A 15,563-nucleotide genomic window follows, 5' to 3' on the forward strand; every position below is an offset into this window, starting at 1 on the left:
ACAAACATTATTTTATATCACTTATCGCATTACACAAAATGTTTTACCTATATAAAAAGTCCTCATAAAGTTCATTTATATTATGACTACTTTATGAAGACTAAATTATAATTACGAATTTTGTATATACGCATGCAAAACAATTCAATAGTTATTTAGTTGACTTAATGCCTCTTGATATTGGCTATCAGATATATATTCTTGTTGTTTCATTTTTTCAAGGTTTGTTTTAATTCTATTTTTAAAGTTATCAGACATATTACTTATATCATAAACACTAGGTGCATTGACCTTACTAGCTAATATCGCACTTTGTAATACTGTAATTTGAGACATACTATCACTAATTTTATTTACTGACGTACCAAAATAGTAATTGGCGGCACTTTCGATTGTATATTGATCGCTACCGTAATAAATGTTATTTAAATAGAAGCTCAATATTTCATTTTTACTATATTGTTGTTCTACTTTATGTGCTACAAACAATTCTTTTAATTTTCTAGTGAAAGAACGTTCATTATCATAATAATAATTTTTCACAGTTTGTTGCGTAATTGTACTTCCACCTTGAACATCTCTATCCCCTATCGTTGAAAACAATGCTCGTGTTGTACCTTTTACATCAAAACCGTGGTGTTTATAAAAACGTTCATCTTCCATTGAAATAAATGCACCTTTTACATAATCAGGCATATTGTCTGCAGATACATAACTGCTTTTATTTTCAATAGTTTTAAGGTCATCAACATTTGCTCTAGAAGATAAGTAATACATTAATCCGATAAACAATGCAAATATGATGATAAATATAATAAACAGACGTAAAAATATGCGTTTACTCTTTTTCTTTTTAGGTGGTTTACCTACAGGTTGATAATACGTATTGTAATGTGGTTCATTACGGTATTGTGAATGTCTCTCAGGCGAGTTGTTCATTCTTTGGCTTCTTTTCATGCGGTAGCTCCTTTACTTAAACTCACTCTATATTTGAGAGTTTAACAGTAGTTCTTATAATAAGCCATACTTAAAGCGAAAAATCGGTCCCAAGGTGTATGAGAATATATGACTATGAGACCAATATCTGAAGTTAAGTCATTAAATTACTATAACTAAATTTTTGAATAAAAAAAGAACCGAGAAGAGACATATTAAAGTCTCTTCTCGGTTCATTAAATATTGCGAATTTGTAAAATTGACGTATAAGATTATATCGAATAATATTCAAGCTTTACATCAACAAGATTTATGCTTGAAGTTGTTTAACAATTTCTCTGTTAAAATCGTCTAAGTCATCTGGTGTACGACTAGTTACAATATTTTTATCAACTACAACTGATTCATCTACTACGTTTGCACCAGCATTTGATAAATCTTTACGTACATTAAGTACAGCTGTTAGCGTACGTCCATTTAAATCATCAGTATCAATTAAAATTTGAGGTCCATGACAAATTGCAAATGCTGGAACATCATTTTTAGTGAAGTATTTAGCAAACGTACCATATCGACCTTCTGCATCTCCGCGAAGATGGTCTGGTGAGAATCCACCTGGTATTAGAAGTCCATCATAATCTTCTGGTTTAGCATCAGCAATACTTACGTCTACAGTAACTTTTTCACCATGCTTACCTACTACTTCAGCATTTGCAGTATCACCAATGATTTCTGTTTCAAAACCAGCTTCTTCAATTGCTTCTTTAGGGCTAGTTAATTCAATATCTTCAAATTCATTTGATAAAATAATTGCTACTTTTTTAGTCATGTACTAATCACCTTTCTTGTTCGAATTATATTTATTATATAGACGAAATAGAAGGATATTAAACATAGTTGAACTTAACCGGTTATTATTTAGTTAGACACTTGTTTTACTTTTTCTTCTAATTGATCTAGTAACCCAATCCATTCATCAATGTCTTCAACACTTACTTCATCAGGATTAACATGATCAATATCTTCTAAAAATTTTGATAATCTCGTTTTAATTTGTTCCATTGTTTGTTGTTCATTCATAAATGTTTCTCCTTTTTTATATGAGTTTATTTAACAATACGTTAATTTTATCCTAACAGAATTTGACAAAAAGGGATATAATCTTAATAATGTTTACTGTACTTTTGCAACGAATAGAGGAATTTTTTTAGTTTAGGAGTAATAAATATGTGGATGACAAATCAGAAAAAACCCATTTCAATTTCAAATGATCCTTGGGAAGCTTATAACGATATTGAAGATTACGGACAGTTGACGTTGAGTAATATAGAATTTACAACCACAACGCTATGTAATATGAGATGTAGCCATTGTGCAGTTGGTTATACATTACAAACAAAAGATCCGGATGCATTACCTATGGATATTATTTATCGTCGTTTAGATGAAATACCTCAATTAAGAACAATGTCAATCACGGGTGGAGAACCAATGTTCTCAAAGAAATCAATTAAAAATATCGTTAAACCCTTATTAAAATACGCGAAAGATCGAGGTATTTATGTTCAAATGAATTCTAATTTAACGTTGCCTCAAGATCGTTATTTAGATATCGCGGAATACATAGATGTTATGCACATTTCACATAATTGGGGAACTATACAAGAATTTACTGATGTTGGCTTTGGCGCCATGAAAAAACAACCACCTTTAAAAGCAAAATTAAAATTATATGAACAGATGTTAGATAATGCGAGTACCCTATCAAGTCAAGGTATGTTTGTTTCAGCTGAAACGATGTTAAATCAGAGTACTTTACCTTACTTAGATAAAATTCATAAAGAAATCGTTAATGATATGAAATGCAGTCGTCATGAAGTTCATCCTATGTACCCAGCAGATTTCGCAAGTCAATTAAATGTTCTTTCTCTAAAAGAAATGAAACAAGCAATTCATCATTTATTAGATATTCGAGATGAGAATGTATGGATGCTGTTTGGTACGTTACCTATCTATCCATGTATTAATGACGAAAATGATCAAGCACTATTACAACGCTTAAGAGATGCAAAAAATGTGACAACACGAAATGATCCAGATGGACGAAGTCGCTTAAATGTAAATGTGTTTAGCGGAGATGTCATTGTAACAGACTTTGGAGATGAAAATGGTACCATCTCAAATATAAAAACAGACAAATTGACTGATGTATTTAATAAATGGCTCACTTCAGATTTAGCAAAATCTTTAAATTGTCATTGTGAGGCATTTCATTGTTTAGGCCCTAATGTATTAGTGAAAAACATGTATTATCCAAACACTGATTTCAAACAGAAAGAAATAGAAATGCACACAGAAAATATTTTTAGTTAAGCATCAATAATTCACACATATCTATAAAATAAGCACCACATAAAGTGAGTTTTAGAATAATTTTATGTGGTGCTTAGTTCTGTTTTATGAGAATTATAATATACTAGTTACAACGTTTAACTTGTCCGTGATTTATAATTCTTCAATATGTTGTGCATTTGATAAAAATTCAATAGTATTTTTACTTTCTTCTCTTCTATCTTTTCTACGTTGTACACGCTTAGGCGCACTTTCATAGAACCATTTTTCAACTTTTGATTCTGGATAGACATCTGGTACTTGGACTGGCTTACCATTATCATCTAATGCAACAAAAGTTAAGAAACTTAAGGCTGCTAAATGTTTTTCTTTATTTAATACATCCTCAATAATTATTTGAACACAAACTTCCATTGAACTTGTACCTGCATAACTAACCATCGCTTCATAAGAAGTAATATCTCCTGTTTTGATTGGTCTTAAAAAATCTACAGAATCAGTTGATGCTGTAACTACTTGGGCATTAGCATGTTTCATTGCAGTAATGGCTGCAATTTCATCTATGTTAGCCATCAATGAACCACCAAACATTGTATGGTGATGATTGGTGTCTTGAGGAAATACTTGTTTAGCTTTATAACTTTTTGATTCAGACATTGATTTACGAATACCTTGAGAATTTGACATGCGTTATACCCCTTTTATTTTAATTTCTATTTTTATTGAGCCCAATTGCCGTTTTTAAACACTAATTCTTTAGTGTCATCCTGTTTAATTCCATAAATCGTTAAATCTGCACTTCCTATCATGAAGTCAACATGGACATTTGAATCATTAAGACCACTGGCAATTTTTTCTTCAGTCGTCATTTCAGTACCACCTTCAACATTAAAGCCATATGCCGAACCAATGGCTAAATGACATGATGCGTTTTCATCAAATAACGTGTTGTAGAAAATAGTATTACGATTTGAAATTGGAGAATCATCAGGTACTAAAGCGACTTCTCCTAGTCGCTTAGAACCCTCATCAGTATTGATCAAATCTCTAAGCACATCTTCGCCTTTATCCGCTTTGAAATCTACGATTTGTCCATCTTTAAACGTTAATGTAAAGCCATCGATGATTGTACCATTATAACTTAATGGTAGTTTGTTTGTTACATATCCATTAACGTTGTTACGATCAGGTGCTGTAAAAACTTCTTCAGTTGGTAAATTAGCTATAAAAGCTTGTTGATTGCCATTAACATAGCTCGTAGCATCTTCCCAAATATGTCCTTTAGGAAGTCCTACAACTAAGTCTGTCCCTTCGGATTGATAATGTAACGCTTTATAATTTTTTTCTTGCATCAATTTAGCATGTACACTTAAGTTTTCTATATGTTTTTTCCAATTTTCAATAGGATCGTTCCCGTCAATTCTTACGATATCAAACACTTCATCAATAAACTTCTCTAATGCAATTTCTTCATCTAAATCTGGATAAACACGTCTAGCCCAATCTTTAGAAGGAAAAGCAGCAACAACCCATGGAAACTTATTCTTTTGACTTCCTTCCATATATCCTTTGAATGCTTGACTATAACTCATTTGATTGGCTTTGAGTTTTTCAGGGTCTATACCATTTAGCAAGTTTGGATCACCACTAAGTAAAGCTAAATTTGCAGCGCCACGATTAGCATAATCCATTCGTTCATCTACTTCATACGATTTAACTGCATGATTTTCAAAGTAATCTACTGATTCATACTCAAATTTAAGTCTATTTAATTTAGAATCTGAATAATTTACTTTTACGTCTGAAGCTCCAGCTTTATATGATTCTTCAACAATTAAACGTGTTAAATCGATGGCATCAACTGAAGATCTAATAAAAACAGGTTGTTTAGGTTGTATATTCATACCTATTTTAACTAATAATTCTGCATACTGTTGTAATTTCTTGTTATAACTTAATGAAGTCATATCATCATCCTCCCTAATCTTGACGTAAGTTCCCCAACTCATCAGCAATTGCTGTAACTTCGCTTGGTGAAAAAGAATCTTTAGACATAACAAAATTATGAATTTCTTCTATATCATGCTGATTGGCATTTTTAAATTTAGCCGGATTTAACAAACCTTGATTAACAATATTTAATTTTTTTCTAATATCTGCAATCATTGTTTCATTATTATTTTGACTCACGTTATCACCTCTTTAATACAATATTCTATCAAAGTATGATAATTTAACAAACTTTTATCGGATATAGTATTATTATGCCTTTATAAAATTTTAAAATAAATATAAAATGGTTTATATAGGATTAATTAGGGGGAATAGAATATGGTAGATGTAGCATTTGTATGTCTAGGAAACATATGTCGCTCTCCTATGGCTGAAGCAATCATGCGTCAACGTTTGATAGATAGAAACATTTCAGGCGTTAACGTTTACTCAAGAGGAACAGGTAAATGGAACCTTGGAGAACCTCCTCATGAAGGTACTCAAGATATTCTTAATCGCCATAATATACCTTTTGATGGTATGATTAGTGAGTTATTTGAATCAAGTGATGATTTTGATTATATTATTGCTATGGATCAGAGCAATGTTGATAACATCCAAAACATCAATCCTAATATAAAAGGAAAATTGTTCAAATTGCTCGAATTTAGTAACATGGAAGAGAGTGATGTGCCAGATCCTTATTACACTAATAATTTTGAAGGTGTATATGAAATGGTACAATCATCTTGTGACAATCTAATTGATTTCATCGTCAAAGATGCAAATTTGAAAGAGGGGTAAATAAAATGGAAAACAAATTAATTCCTGGTATTTTAATTGGCGCTATTGTTGGTGGTGCTGCTACTTTAGCTGACAAATCAACACGTAACGCTTTAGTTCAATCTGTAAAAGATGTTAAAGAAGGTAATCGTACACGCAAACCTTCTAAATTCAATTCTATTAAAGACGAAGTTTTATATTGGAAAGATACAATTGAGGAAATTCGTCGCAATAACCCAGAATTAGAAAAATCAATTAAAGATGCTAAAGATACTTTCGTTGAACGTAAGAATAACCGCATTGGTCAATAATTGATTGTTTATTTTAGCTAAATCTCTTTTATAACTTTAGTTAAAATAAAAACTAACTGAAAGTGATAAGTAAAATATTATTTTTGTTTTTCACTCATAGTAAGGCGGGACAATGAAATCTTTATTATATAACAGGTTTCTGTCCCGCTTATTTTACTATTTAAATTAATGTATGTGGTTAAAGCAAAGGAGATTGTTATGTCAAAAGAAAATAAATCAAACTCGAAGTATCTTAACTCTATTAAAGACGAGCAAGAGAAGAATCAAGATAAAATTAATGTTGATCGTACATATGTAGAGCCTCAAGAATTTCAATCTAAAGAACCAAAAAAAGAGAATCAAGTCTTTTTCGTTTCACGGTTAAACAAACCAGCTAAGTATACAAAAAATTCTAATTTTCTTTCTTATTTAATTTATCGAATAGGCAAAGATGACGCTTCAGGCTTAGCAGCACAAATGACTTATCATTTTGTATTAGCTATGTTCCCAATGTTAATTTTCCTATTAACATTGTTACCATTATTTAACTTAGATCAAAGCCAAATCACCGGTTTATTAAGTAATGCACCTGCTGACACATCGAGTCTTATTAAAGATGTAATTAGCGATGTCACTAAAAATTCTAGTGGCGGTTTACTTTCTATCGGGTTAATCTTAGCAATTTGGTCAGCTTCAAATGGTATGACTGCAATTATGAATTCATTCAATGTAGCTTATAATGTTGAAGATAATAGAAATGGTATTCTTTTAAAGTTACTAAGTGTTATTTTCACAATTGTGTTAGGCGTCGTATTTTTACTTGCCATGGCATTACCTACTATGGGGTCAGTTATTGCTCATTTCTTATTCGGTCCTCTTGGATTAGATAGTCAAGTTAAATGGATCTTTAGTTTAATTAGAGTTGTATTACCATTAATTATTATTTTGATTCTATTTACAATTCTATACTCAGTAGCTCCAAATGTTAAAACTAAACTAAAATCAGTATTACCAGGAGCTATATTTACATCAGTTATCTGGTTACTTGGGTCTTTCGCATTTGGTTTCTACATTTCAAATTTTGGAAACTACTCTAAGACTTATGGCAGTATCGCAGGTATTATTATCTTATTAATTTGGTTATATTTAACAAGTTTTATCATTATTATTGGTGCTGAAATTAATGCAATCATCCATCAGAGACATGTTATTAAAGGACAAACTCCTGAAGAAGCAGCGCTCGACCATGATGATAATAACCAGAATCACTATAATGAAGATACTACTTATGAATATAAACATACAGCTACTGGCAAAGATGAAGACTATAAAGTCGATAAAGATCCAAAAGATAAACAAGAAGAAGATGCTTCATTAACTGAGAAAATTAAAGATAAATTTACTAATAATGACGATGATAATAAAAAATAAGTGTTTAAATACTAATTAAATTAATAAAAGGTTGAGGCAACGGTTTATCGCCTCAACCTTTTTTATTGAATCAAATTATGTTGGAATGCATAAATTACGGCTTGTGTTCTATCTTGTACTTCTAATTTACTCAATATATTGCTTACATGAGTTTTAACGGTTTTAATTGTAATATGAGAAGCACTCGCTATTTCTTGATTTGAATACCCTTTTGCAATTAATAATAAAATTTCCATTTCACGCTCAGTCAGCATTTCATATAATTCTGCACGTTTCTTCATCCTGTTACGCATCTTAACTAAAACTTCAGGTTCAAATACAGATTCACCATTATAAGTTTTGCGTACTGCGTCGGCTATATCACTAGCACTAGTCGTTTTTAAAATATAGCTATCTACACCAGCATCTAATGCTCTATATACCTCTTTATCTTCAATAAAACTAGTTAACATTACAACTTTAATATGTGGCAAATCTTTTTTGATTTGAGTAGTTGCTTCAACGCCATCCATGTCATCCATTAATAAATCCATAAGAATTAAATCAGGTTTTAATTCATGAGCTTTTGCAATGGCATCTTTACCAGATTCCCCTTCTCCAACTATCTCAATGTCAGATTGTGTTGATAGATAACTTGATATCCCAATTCTAACCATTTCATGGTCATCAACGAACAAAACTTTAATCGTCATTATTATCATCCTCCCTATTTAACGGTGCTTTAACTTCTATTCTCGTTCCAGAATCCGGTAACGATACAATATGGAATGTCGCACCAATTTCTAATGCGCGTTCTCTCATATTTTTTAATCCATAACTTTGCTCTAATTTCTCGTCAACATTGAATCCTTTACCATTATCTTGAATTCGAAGTAATAGATAATCTTGTTGGTTAAATAATTCCACTGTGACTTTAGTTCCATTTGAATGTCTTAACGTATTTGATATAGCCTCTTGTGTAATTCTAAATAAATGATCTTCTATACCTTTAGGCACCTTGAAATCTTGAATATCGTGTATGACTTTCATAGGAACTTTCTTTTGCAAATCAATAACTAAATCTTTGATACCTTCACCTAGTGATTTGTCTTTTAGCCCTAAAGGTCTTAAATGAAGTAATAATGCGCGCATTTCAAGTTGAGACTCCTGAACCATTTTCTCTAAAACTGGTATTTGTTGATCAAGCGGTGCCTCTAACTTTGTTTCTTTTATTGCAGATAACATCATACTTGCTGCAAAAAGTTGTTGACTTACAGAGTCGTGTAACTCGCGAGCTAATCTCTGTCGTTCATCCTCAATGATTTTCTTAACTTTGACATCATTCATATTGTAATTTTCATTAGTTAAGTTTTGTGTTTTCATTCGTAAACGGTGCAACTCTTGATTTAGCGGAACTAATGTTTGATAAAGGTCTATGGTTTCGTTATAAAGCTCAATGTTTTGATCATTAATACCTACTGTTTCTCCTTCAATGGCATGTTCAATTTGCGACTTAATCCACTGATTTTGTTGATTAATTTTATATGCGAGAATTGAACCTACAATAATACAAAGTAAAATGAGGACTAAATTTAAAAATAGAAAAACAGGTATCCCAAAAATTTGAGTATAAAACATACCTTGGAAATAGATAATATTAACAAATACTTTATCTATAAATAAGAACGCGGTTAACATGCTATAAACTAGTATAAGCATTGAACCGATAGTTCTTAAGTAGTGGTTCATCGATAAATCACCTCAACATCTCCTATGAATGTTGAAACATAAACATTGACATTATAATTCTCTTCTTTAGGCTTCTCTTCAACTTGGATATGATTATTTTCAACTTTATACGATTGGCCATTTAAATAAGCATTTCCATATAGAGCAGCCATGTGTAAATTAATATTATAATTCAATGGTACCACTAACTGAATTTTCCCTAAAATATGTCTCACTACTATTGTATTATTCTCTTTAATATTTGCAGCTTTTGTCATATCAATGTGTATATCACCAACACCATGTTGAATTTGTACATCTTCCCATTTATAAACATATACTGGTGTGCGCTGCTCTCCAAACCACTTTTGTTTAATAAATTGAGGTGATGTAACTTCATCTTCTGAAGCAATCACTTTTAAAGGTTTAAACTTAAAAATGAGATATCTAATGATTACGATAACTAGAAAGACAAATAATATTATGATGGTATATTTATTCGACAATAAAGTAAATGCTATAAGCAATGCACCTATCCAAAACGCTAAGAGACCCCTTACTTTATGAAAGTAAAGGTAGCCTACATAAACTAATATACATCCCAAAAGTAATACAAATAGATAGCCTATTTTCTCAAAAAAGATGTAATAAAAATTGGCAATAATCATTAATGCCGTAAATACGATTAATAACTCTGTCGATATATATTTTCGAGTCAATGTGTCGCCTCCTATTCCTTTCAATTAAGCTACTACACTCATTTGTTCAATAATGTCACATTGGCCTTGTGTTGTGATCTTTTCTTTAGAGCAACGATGAATATCCGCTTCAATTTTTGCACAATAGGCTTCAAATAGATCAAGCTGTCTTTTAAGACCTTCAATTTCATAATTATTAATTTCTTGTGCATGTTTAATATTATACGTATTAGTAATATCAATATATTTATTTTCTAATGTTGCAGTTAAACTGTCAATCAACTTATTCATTTGCGTTTTCTTTTCTTTTAAATATTCAATGTAATTTTCAATACTCTTTAATTTTTGATCTAAACTGATTTTGTAATCATTAATGTTTCGTTTAATAACTACTTTAAGAAAGTGTTGTAAATATAAGTCCATATAATTCATAGAACCACCTCGTCCTTGATTAAGCTCAATTATAGTTTAAAATGACTTAAACTCATATAGGCTCTAGGACCATCTTACTCTCATACTTTAGTACGATGTTTATTATTTCTATAGATTTTATATAAAATTCATGTAAGTTATACCTCATATTTTATTTTCAACTTAAACAGGTGTATGATTAATTATATTTATTTTTGCAAGAAGGTAACATCAATGATTAACACACATCGTCTTAATTGACTTCCTTATGTACTTATTGTGATTTCACTTCACATTCTGGGTTTTGGCCTCCTCTATTTAGCAAATACTAATCATTTACTACTAGGTATGAGATTACTTGCCTATACATTATTAGGTCTTCGATACGCTTTTGATGCAGACAATATAGCTGCTATTGATAATACTGTGCGTAAATTAATCCAACAATAACGTAATCCAGTAGGTGTAGGTTTCTACTTCTCAATTGGACATTCTACAGTAGTCTTTTTTATGGCTGTCTTTTTAGGCATTTCAATTAAATAGGCTAAAGATGCATTACCCCACTTTCAAGAAATTGGTGGAATTATTGTCACTCTCGTTTCAGGAACATTTTTAATTATCATAGATATATTAAATCTGATGATATTAATTTCTTTAATAACTTTATTTTTAAGTTTCGCAAAGACAAAATTAATGATGAGAAGTTAAATGATTTATTAGATACACGTGGCTTTGTTTCTCTTATGGTCGGACCATACTTTAAATTTATTAGTCATAGTTGGCATGTCTTGCCACTAGGCTTTCTATTTGGTTTAGGATTTGATACTGTTAGTGAAATCTCATTGCTAACTTTATCTTCAGGTGTATCACAGCAAGCAATTTCATTCGTAGGTATAATATCTTTATCTATATTGTTTGCTGCCGGAATGAGTTTGCTAGATACATTAGACGGTATACTTATGACTTCTGCTTATAATTGGGCATTCTTCAATCCTATTCGAAAAATTTATTACAATATTACAATTACTGCTATATCTGTTATCGCTACACTATTAATTGGCCCTGTTGAATTACTACAAATACTAGTTGATAAGCTTCAATTAAAAGGTTCTTTCTCGGAATTTATTGAAAACATACAATTTGATAATATAGGTTATATTTTAGTGATTTTATTTATTATCAGTTGGCTCATTTCTATTTTAATTTGGAAATTTGGCAAAATTGAACAACGATGGTCTTAATAGATTCATTTCTTTGACATTATTCGTAGAATAGTTAATACTTTAGTGACTTTCACAAAGGAGATTATGTTATGAATAAAACTATTGCTCTAGTTACTGGCGCTTCATCAGGACTAGGATTTGAAACATCGCTCATGCTTGCTGAAAAAGGATTTCAAGTATATGCCACGATGCGTAATTTAGAAAAACAAATAAATTAAAAAAATGAAACGACTAAAAGAAATGTAGACCTAACCATTTTAGAATTGGATGTAACTAAATTAGATAGTATTAAATCTGCTGTTGAATTCATTATACAAGAAGAAGGTCGTATAGACATTTTGATTAACAATGCTGGCGCCGGCTTTAATAAAACTACAGAACAAGCAACCGATGAAGAAATAAATTGGCAACTTAATTTAAATTTAATGGGTGTTATTCGAATGAGCAAAGCTGTATTACCAATCGTGAGATCACAAAGAGAAGGTCGTGTTATCAATATTTCGTCAGTTGGAGGCCTAGTTGGACAACCTTTCAACGAAATATATTGTGCCGCTAAGTTTGGTGTTGAAGGTTATACATAATCTTTAGCAAGTTATATTCAACCTGAATTCAATATTAAATTTACTATTATTGAACCCGGAGGCATCCAATCTGAATTTATGCCCAACATTATAAAACACTTAACTCAAACTGGTGGCATACAAGAAGATGAATATACGCACTTATACAATTCATATATTAGTGATATTAAAGAAAATTATGGCCATGATGCTTCTCAAAGTTCACATGAAGTTGCGCAAGTCATTTTAAAAACAATTGAAATGAAAGAGCCACCTATCAGAACGCGTACGTCTGATTGGTCTGAAACTTTCACAAAAATTAAAACCAAACTAGACCCAGATGGCAAACAACAGCAGAAACAAGTCTATAAATTATTAGGTAAATAACTTTATAAAACTAACTAGTATAAACAAAAAAACCAGTAAATGAGCGTTGTCATCTCATTTACTGGTTAATTTATATATATCGAATTTTTAATTAATAGTAATTAAATATGAAATTAATCAATTTTTGTAGTTAATAATGGTCCATCTTTAGTAACGATAACCGTATGTTCGATTTGAGCGACAAAACTCTTATCTCTAGTTTCGAAGGCCCATTCATTTTTACCTTCTGTTACAAAAGTTGCTTTAGAAGAAATAAATGGCTCTACTGCAATTACAACCCCTTCTTTAAGTAAAGTTTTATCTTTAGGATCATAATAGTTCATAACATGGTTAGGGGCCTCATGTAGTGATTGACCTACTCCATGCCCAGTTAGATTTTTAATGACAGTTAAATCATTTTGACGTGCTGTTGCATGTACTGCTTTACCGATATTACTTAATTTAGTTCCAGGTTTAACTTTTGCCATTGCATTTTCAAATGCCATTAGTGCAACATCACATACTTTTTGTTTAAGTGGGTCACTTGCTTTACCCACAACAAAAGAAATACCTGTATCAGCGTAATAACCATTTTTTAGAGCTGATACATCTATATTAACTAAATCTCCTTCACGAATGATTCGTTTGCCAGGAATGCCATGCGCTACTTCTTCATTAACACTTATACATGTTTGCCCAGGGAAATTCTCATCATGAATAGGTGCTGAAATAGCATCATGTTCTTCAAACAAATCTTTAGCTATATTGTCTAATTCTTTAGTTGTAATACCAGGTTTAGTAGCTTCTTGCATAGTATCTCTAACCTTAGCACAAATGTAACCTATCTCTTTTAAGGCTTGTAATTCTTCTTCTGTTTTTACAATCATAATATCCCGTTCCTTTTTAAATTGTGATTACATCTTATTATACCAAAAAAATTTTGATATACTAAACATACAAAAAATGAAGCGCAAAATAATTTCTGTTTAAAAGATAAAATTATAATTGTTATTTTCGTACAACGAGAGGATTTATCATATGGATAAATGGTACAAGAAAATTATAGGAGCGAGAACAATCAAAACTGGCCTAGCGACCTTTTTAACATCGCTATTTTGTTTGATGCTTGATCTCACTCCAATCTTCGCTATATTAACTGCTATTGTAACTATCGAACCTACTGCAAAGGCGTCATTAAAAAAAGGTTATAGAAGATTGCCCGCAACGGTAATTGGTGCATTATTTGCTGTACTTTTTACTTTTATTTTTGGTGACCAATCGGCTTTAACGTATACGTTTAGTGCACTTTTTACTATCTTAGTTTGTACTAAATTAAACCTGCAAGTTGGTACTACTGTTGCGGTGTTAACATCGGTTGCCATGATACCTGGCATACACGACGCCTATTTATTCAACTTTTTTTCAAGATTATTAACTGCATTAATCGGTTTGGTTACAGCAGGATTGGTCAATTTTATAGTTCTGCCTCCTAAATATTATCAGCAAATTGAAGATAATTTAACGCAATCCGAATATAAAATGTATGAGTTGTTCTCTTCAAGATGTAACGAATTATTATTAGGAAAATTTGATTCTAATCATAGTAACGATCTTTTAAATAAGTTGATGGGTGTTATAAACAAGACTGAAACTTTAACTGGCTATCAAAAAGACGAATTACGTTATCATAAAAATAAAGAAAATGAATGGAAACGATTAAAAAATATTTCGAACCGTTCCTATATCGATAGATTACTGGCTACTCACCTATCAAATATTATATATTTACCTAAGCACATACATTTAGTTTTTACACCTGAGGAAAAAATAGCTATTATTAAAATTAGTAATAGCGTCAATAATATTATCAAAAGCAATCATTTTGAGCCTCACCTCTCATCTGCATCAACACTTAAATCTTCTGTCAAACGCTTAGAAGAATTTGATCAGAATCAAATCAAAAGTCATGTCATTTATGAAATACTTCTAATCTATAAATTATTAGATAGTAGATATAATGACAAATAAAAAGTGACGTACTGGAAAATTTCTATAAATCCGGTACGTCATTTTTAATTGCTTATTATATTTGTTATTTTTTTGATGATCTTTCTATAATAACTCTTTTAGCCGCTTCTTCTTCAGTGTTATCTAATTGTTTAGGTTCAAAAGGTATACCTTTACGTTCGCAGGCTTTTTCTAATAAATAATCAGTCAGTTCATGATTCTTTGGAAGGATAGGCCCATGTAAATATGTTCCTAATAAATTTTTATAGTGAATACCTTCTTGTTTATCATCATCATTATTACCGTAACCAACCGTAACGTGTCCTAACGTACCAAAATTATGATGTGTTCGACCACCGTGATTCTCGAAGCCAACTATCGTTCCAAATGTATCACTCTCGATTACTATATCACCAGTTAATCGTTCAGTTCGTGATTCAGTATAGAAATCTAAGATACCTAAACCTTCAAGTTCAGTTCCATCAGGCGTAATATATTTTGTTCCTAAAAATTGATAACCACCACAAATCGTTAATCCTGGCATACCATCTTCAATAGCATCTTTAAGTGTAGTCTTTATCTTGCTTAATTCCTTAGTAGCAATACTTTGTTCTCTATCACTGCCACCGCCGATAAAGAAGATATCACAATTATCAAGCGTCACACCTTCAGTTTGGTTAATTTCTACTACATTTAATTGAATACCACGTTTCTTTGCTCTTTGTTTGAGTGCAATAATATTTCCTATATCACTATATAAATTTAATTTATCTGACATAAAATGATAAACGGTTAATTCATTCATAT

The 15,563-nt window shown here is 31.0% G+C and carries 18 protein-coding genes and 2 pseudogenes; 8 read left to right on the plus strand and 12 right to left on the minus strand.

Annotation, left to right across the window (positions count from 1 at the left end; genetic code table 11):
* Positions 1-144: 144 nt before the first annotated feature.
* From sgtB to HMPREF2715_RS11830, 3 genes are all read right to left on the minus strand, one after another.
* Positions 145-957, minus strand: coding sequence for a monofunctional peptidoglycan glycosyltransferase SgtB (gene sgtB / locus HMPREF2715_RS03665; protein ID WP_070582095.1), 813 nt, complete (start codon positions 955-957; stop codon positions 145-147).
* A 289-nt stretch (positions 958-1,246) separates the two neighbouring features.
* Positions 1,247-1,765 (minus strand): type 1 glutamine amidotransferase domain-containing protein, encoded by a 519-nt coding sequence (locus HMPREF2715_RS03670; protein WP_016931358.1) that lies wholly within the window; start codon positions 1,763-1,765, stop codon positions 1,247-1,249.
* A gap of 89 nt (positions 1,766-1,854) precedes the next feature.
* A complete protein-coding gene (locus HMPREF2715_RS11830) occupies positions 1,855-2,016 on the minus strand; it encodes an SE1561 family protein (RefSeq protein WP_011275386.1) in 162 nt (53 codons plus the stop codon).
* Positions 2,017-2,169: 153 nt separating this feature from the next.
* Between HMPREF2715_RS11830 and yfkAB the strand changes: the two genes are divergently transcribed.
* Positions 2,170-3,309, plus strand: a complete 1,140-nt coding sequence (gene yfkAB, locus HMPREF2715_RS03675; protein WP_176744133.1) for a radical SAM/CxCxxxxC motif protein YfkAB — start codon at positions 2,170-2,172, stop codon at positions 3,307-3,309.
* A 132-nt stretch (positions 3,310-3,441) separates the two neighbouring features.
* Here the strand turns inward: yfkAB and HMPREF2715_RS03680 are convergent, their stop codons facing one another.
* From HMPREF2715_RS03680 to HMPREF2715_RS03690, 3 genes are read right to left on the minus strand one after another with little or no spacing between them, the layout of a single operon-like run.
* Entirely contained in the window at positions 3,442-3,975 is a 534-nt protein-coding gene (locus HMPREF2715_RS03680; RefSeq protein WP_070582094.1) for an acyl-CoA thioesterase, read from the minus strand.
* 32 nt (positions 3,976-4,007) lie between these two features.
* Complete coding sequence (locus tag HMPREF2715_RS03685) at positions 4,008-5,255, minus strand: aminopeptidase (protein WP_070582093.1); 1,248 nt, start codon at positions 5,253-5,255, stop codon at positions 4,008-4,010.
* 13 nt (positions 5,256-5,268) lie between these two features.
* Positions 5,269-5,478, minus strand: a complete 210-nt coding sequence (locus tag HMPREF2715_RS03690; RefSeq protein WP_076689932.1) for a DUF1128 domain-containing protein — start codon at positions 5,476-5,478, stop codon at positions 5,269-5,271.
* A gap of 141 nt (positions 5,479-5,619) precedes the next feature.
* Here HMPREF2715_RS03690 and HMPREF2715_RS03695 point away from each other — a divergent pair, with 141 nt between their 5' ends.
* From HMPREF2715_RS03695 to HMPREF2715_RS03705, 3 genes are all read left to right on the plus strand, one after another.
* Positions 5,620-6,084: a low molecular weight protein-tyrosine-phosphatase gene (locus HMPREF2715_RS03695; protein WP_037551133.1), complete on the plus strand. Its 465-nt coding sequence runs from the start codon at positions 5,620-5,622 to the stop codon at positions 6,082-6,084.
* Between the two features lie 5 nt (positions 6,085-6,089).
* The gene (locus tag HMPREF2715_RS03700; protein WP_070582092.1) at positions 6,090-6,374 is read left to right on the plus strand and encodes a YtxH domain-containing protein; all 285 of its coding nucleotides are present in this window, start codon (positions 6,090-6,092) and stop codon (positions 6,372-6,374) included.
* A 198-nt stretch (positions 6,375-6,572) separates the two neighbouring features.
* On the plus strand, positions 6,573-7,784 hold the full coding sequence (locus HMPREF2715_RS03705; RefSeq protein ID WP_070582091.1) for a YihY/virulence factor BrkB family protein: 1,212 nt from the start codon (positions 6,573-6,575) through the stop codon (positions 7,782-7,784).
* A gap of 62 nt (positions 7,785-7,846) precedes the next feature.
* Here HMPREF2715_RS03705 and vraR read toward each other — a convergent pair whose 3' ends face one another.
* From vraR to HMPREF2715_RS03725, 4 genes are read right to left on the minus strand one after another with little or no spacing between them, the layout of a single operon-like run.
* The gene (vraR, locus tag HMPREF2715_RS03710) at positions 7,847-8,476 is read right to left on the minus strand and encodes a response regulator transcription factor VraR (RefSeq protein WP_037551137.1); all 630 of its coding nucleotides are present in this window, start codon (positions 8,474-8,476) and stop codon (positions 7,847-7,849) included.
* Positions 8,466-9,512, minus strand: a complete 1,047-nt coding sequence (locus HMPREF2715_RS03715; RefSeq protein ID WP_070839446.1) for a sensor histidine kinase VraS — start codon at positions 9,510-9,512, stop codon at positions 8,466-8,468. The genes vraR and HMPREF2715_RS03715 overlap by 11 nt, the downstream gene beginning before the upstream one ends.
* Positions 9,509-10,210, minus strand: a complete 702-nt coding sequence (gene liaF, locus HMPREF2715_RS03720; protein ID WP_070582089.1) for a cell wall-active antibiotics response protein VraT — start codon at positions 10,208-10,210, stop codon at positions 9,509-9,511. The genes HMPREF2715_RS03715 and liaF overlap by 4 nt, the downstream gene beginning before the upstream one ends.
* 24 nt (positions 10,211-10,234) lie before the next feature.
* Positions 10,235-10,621, minus strand: coding sequence for a hypothetical protein (locus HMPREF2715_RS03725; RefSeq protein ID WP_037551139.1), 387 nt, complete (start codon positions 10,619-10,621; stop codon positions 10,235-10,237).
* 255 nt (positions 10,622-10,876) lie between these two features.
* On the opposite strand from HMPREF2715_RS03725, the pseudogene HMPREF2715_RS03730 reads away from it, so the two are divergent.
* The 3 genes and pseudogenes from HMPREF2715_RS03730 (at position 10,877) to HMPREF2715_RS12210 (ending at position 12,770) form a co-directional block, all read left to right on the plus strand.
* Positions 10,877-11,841, plus strand: a pseudogene (locus HMPREF2715_RS03730) (HoxN/HupN/NixA family nickel/cobalt transporter).
* Positions 11,842-11,912: 71 nt separating this feature from the next.
* A pseudogene (locus HMPREF2715_RS12205) lies at positions 11,913-12,404 on the plus strand (SDR family NAD(P)-dependent oxidoreductase).
* Between the two features lie 78 nt (positions 12,405-12,482).
* A complete protein-coding gene (locus tag HMPREF2715_RS12210) occupies positions 12,483-12,770 on the plus strand; it encodes a Rossmann-fold NAD(P)-binding domain-containing protein (protein WP_240565914.1) in 288 nt (95 codons plus the stop codon).
* 113 nt (positions 12,771-12,883) lie between these two features.
* Here HMPREF2715_RS12210 and map read toward each other — a convergent pair whose 3' ends face one another.
* The gene (gene map / locus HMPREF2715_RS03740) at positions 12,884-13,636 is read right to left on the minus strand and encodes a type I methionyl aminopeptidase (protein ID WP_070582088.1); all 753 of its coding nucleotides are present in this window, start codon (positions 13,634-13,636) and stop codon (positions 12,884-12,886) included.
* A gap of 151 nt (positions 13,637-13,787) precedes the next feature.
* Between map and HMPREF2715_RS03745 the strand changes: the two genes are divergently transcribed.
* The gene (locus HMPREF2715_RS03745; RefSeq protein WP_070839448.1) at positions 13,788-14,777 is read left to right on the plus strand and encodes an FUSC family protein; all 990 of its coding nucleotides are present in this window, start codon (positions 13,788-13,790) and stop codon (positions 14,775-14,777) included.
* 64 nt (positions 14,778-14,841) lie between these two features.
* Here the strand turns inward: HMPREF2715_RS03745 and HMPREF2715_RS03750 are convergent, their stop codons facing one another.
* Positions 14,842-15,561, minus strand: a complete 720-nt coding sequence (locus HMPREF2715_RS03750; protein ID WP_070582086.1) for a lipid II isoglutaminyl synthase subunit GatD — start codon at positions 15,559-15,561, stop codon at positions 14,842-14,844.
* Positions 15,562-15,563 lie beyond the last annotated feature (2 nt).

Source organism: Staphylococcus sp. HMSC062A01 (assembly GCF_001836805.1).
In the GTDB taxonomy this organism is placed as follows: domain Bacteria; phylum Bacillota; class Bacilli; order Staphylococcales; family Staphylococcaceae; genus Staphylococcus; species Staphylococcus haemolyticus.

Excerpts from the sequence above, each read along its gene's own strand:
- HMPREF2715_RS03695 (WP_037551133.1), top strand. The coding sequence starts at position 5,620 with ATGGTAGATGTAGCATTTGTATGTCTAGGAAACATATGTCGCTCTCCT.
- vraR (WP_037551137.1), bottom strand. The coding sequence starts at position 8,476 with ATGACGATTAAAGTTTTGTTCGTTGATGACCATGAAATGGTTAGAATT.
- HMPREF2715_RS03700 (WP_070582092.1), top strand. The coding sequence starts at position 6,090 with ATGGAAAACAAATTAATTCCTGGTATTTTAATTGGCGCTATTGTTGGT.
- yfkAB (WP_176744133.1), top strand. The coding sequence starts at position 2,170 with ATGACAAATCAGAAAAAACCCATTTCAATTTCAAATGATCCTTGGGAA.
- HMPREF2715_RS03680 (WP_070582094.1), bottom strand. The coding sequence starts at position 3,975 with ATGTCAAATTCTCAAGGTATTCGTAAATCAATGTCTGAATCAAAAAGT.
- HMPREF2715_RS03670 (WP_016931358.1), bottom strand. The coding sequence starts at position 1,765 with ATGACTAAAAAAGTAGCAATTATTTTATCAAATGAATTTGAAGATATT.
- HMPREF2715_RS03725 (WP_037551139.1), bottom strand. The coding sequence starts at position 10,621 with ATGAATTATATGGACTTATATTTACAACACTTTCTTAAAGTAGTTATT.
- HMPREF2715_RS03685 (WP_070582093.1), bottom strand. The coding sequence starts at position 5,255 with ATGACTTCATTAAGTTATAACAAGAAATTACAACAGTATGCAGAATTA.
- HMPREF2715_RS11830 (WP_011275386.1), bottom strand. The coding sequence starts at position 2,016 with ATGAATGAACAACAAACAATGGAACAAATTAAAACGAGATTATCAAAA.
- map (WP_070582088.1), bottom strand. The coding sequence starts at position 13,636 with ATGATTGTAAAAACAGAAGAAGAATTACAAGCCTTAAAAGAGATAGGT.
- sgtB (WP_070582095.1), bottom strand. The coding sequence starts at position 957 with ATGAAAAGAAGCCAAAGAATGAACAACTCGCCTGAGAGACATTCACAA.
- HMPREF2715_RS03745 (WP_070839448.1), top strand. The coding sequence starts at position 13,788 with ATGGATAAATGGTACAAGAAAATTATAGGAGCGAGAACAATCAAAACT.
- HMPREF2715_RS12210 (WP_240565914.1), top strand. The coding sequence starts at position 12,483 with ATGCCCAACATTATAAAACACTTAACTCAAACTGGTGGCATACAAGAA.
- HMPREF2715_RS03750 (WP_070582086.1), bottom strand. The coding sequence starts at position 15,561 with ATGAATGAATTAACCGTTTATCATTTTATGTCAGATAAATTAAATTTA.
- HMPREF2715_RS03705 (WP_070582091.1), top strand. The coding sequence starts at position 6,573 with ATGTCAAAAGAAAATAAATCAAACTCGAAGTATCTTAACTCTATTAAA.
- HMPREF2715_RS03715 (WP_070839446.1), bottom strand. The coding sequence starts at position 9,512 with ATGAACCACTACTTAAGAACTATCGGTTCAATGCTTATACTAGTTTAT.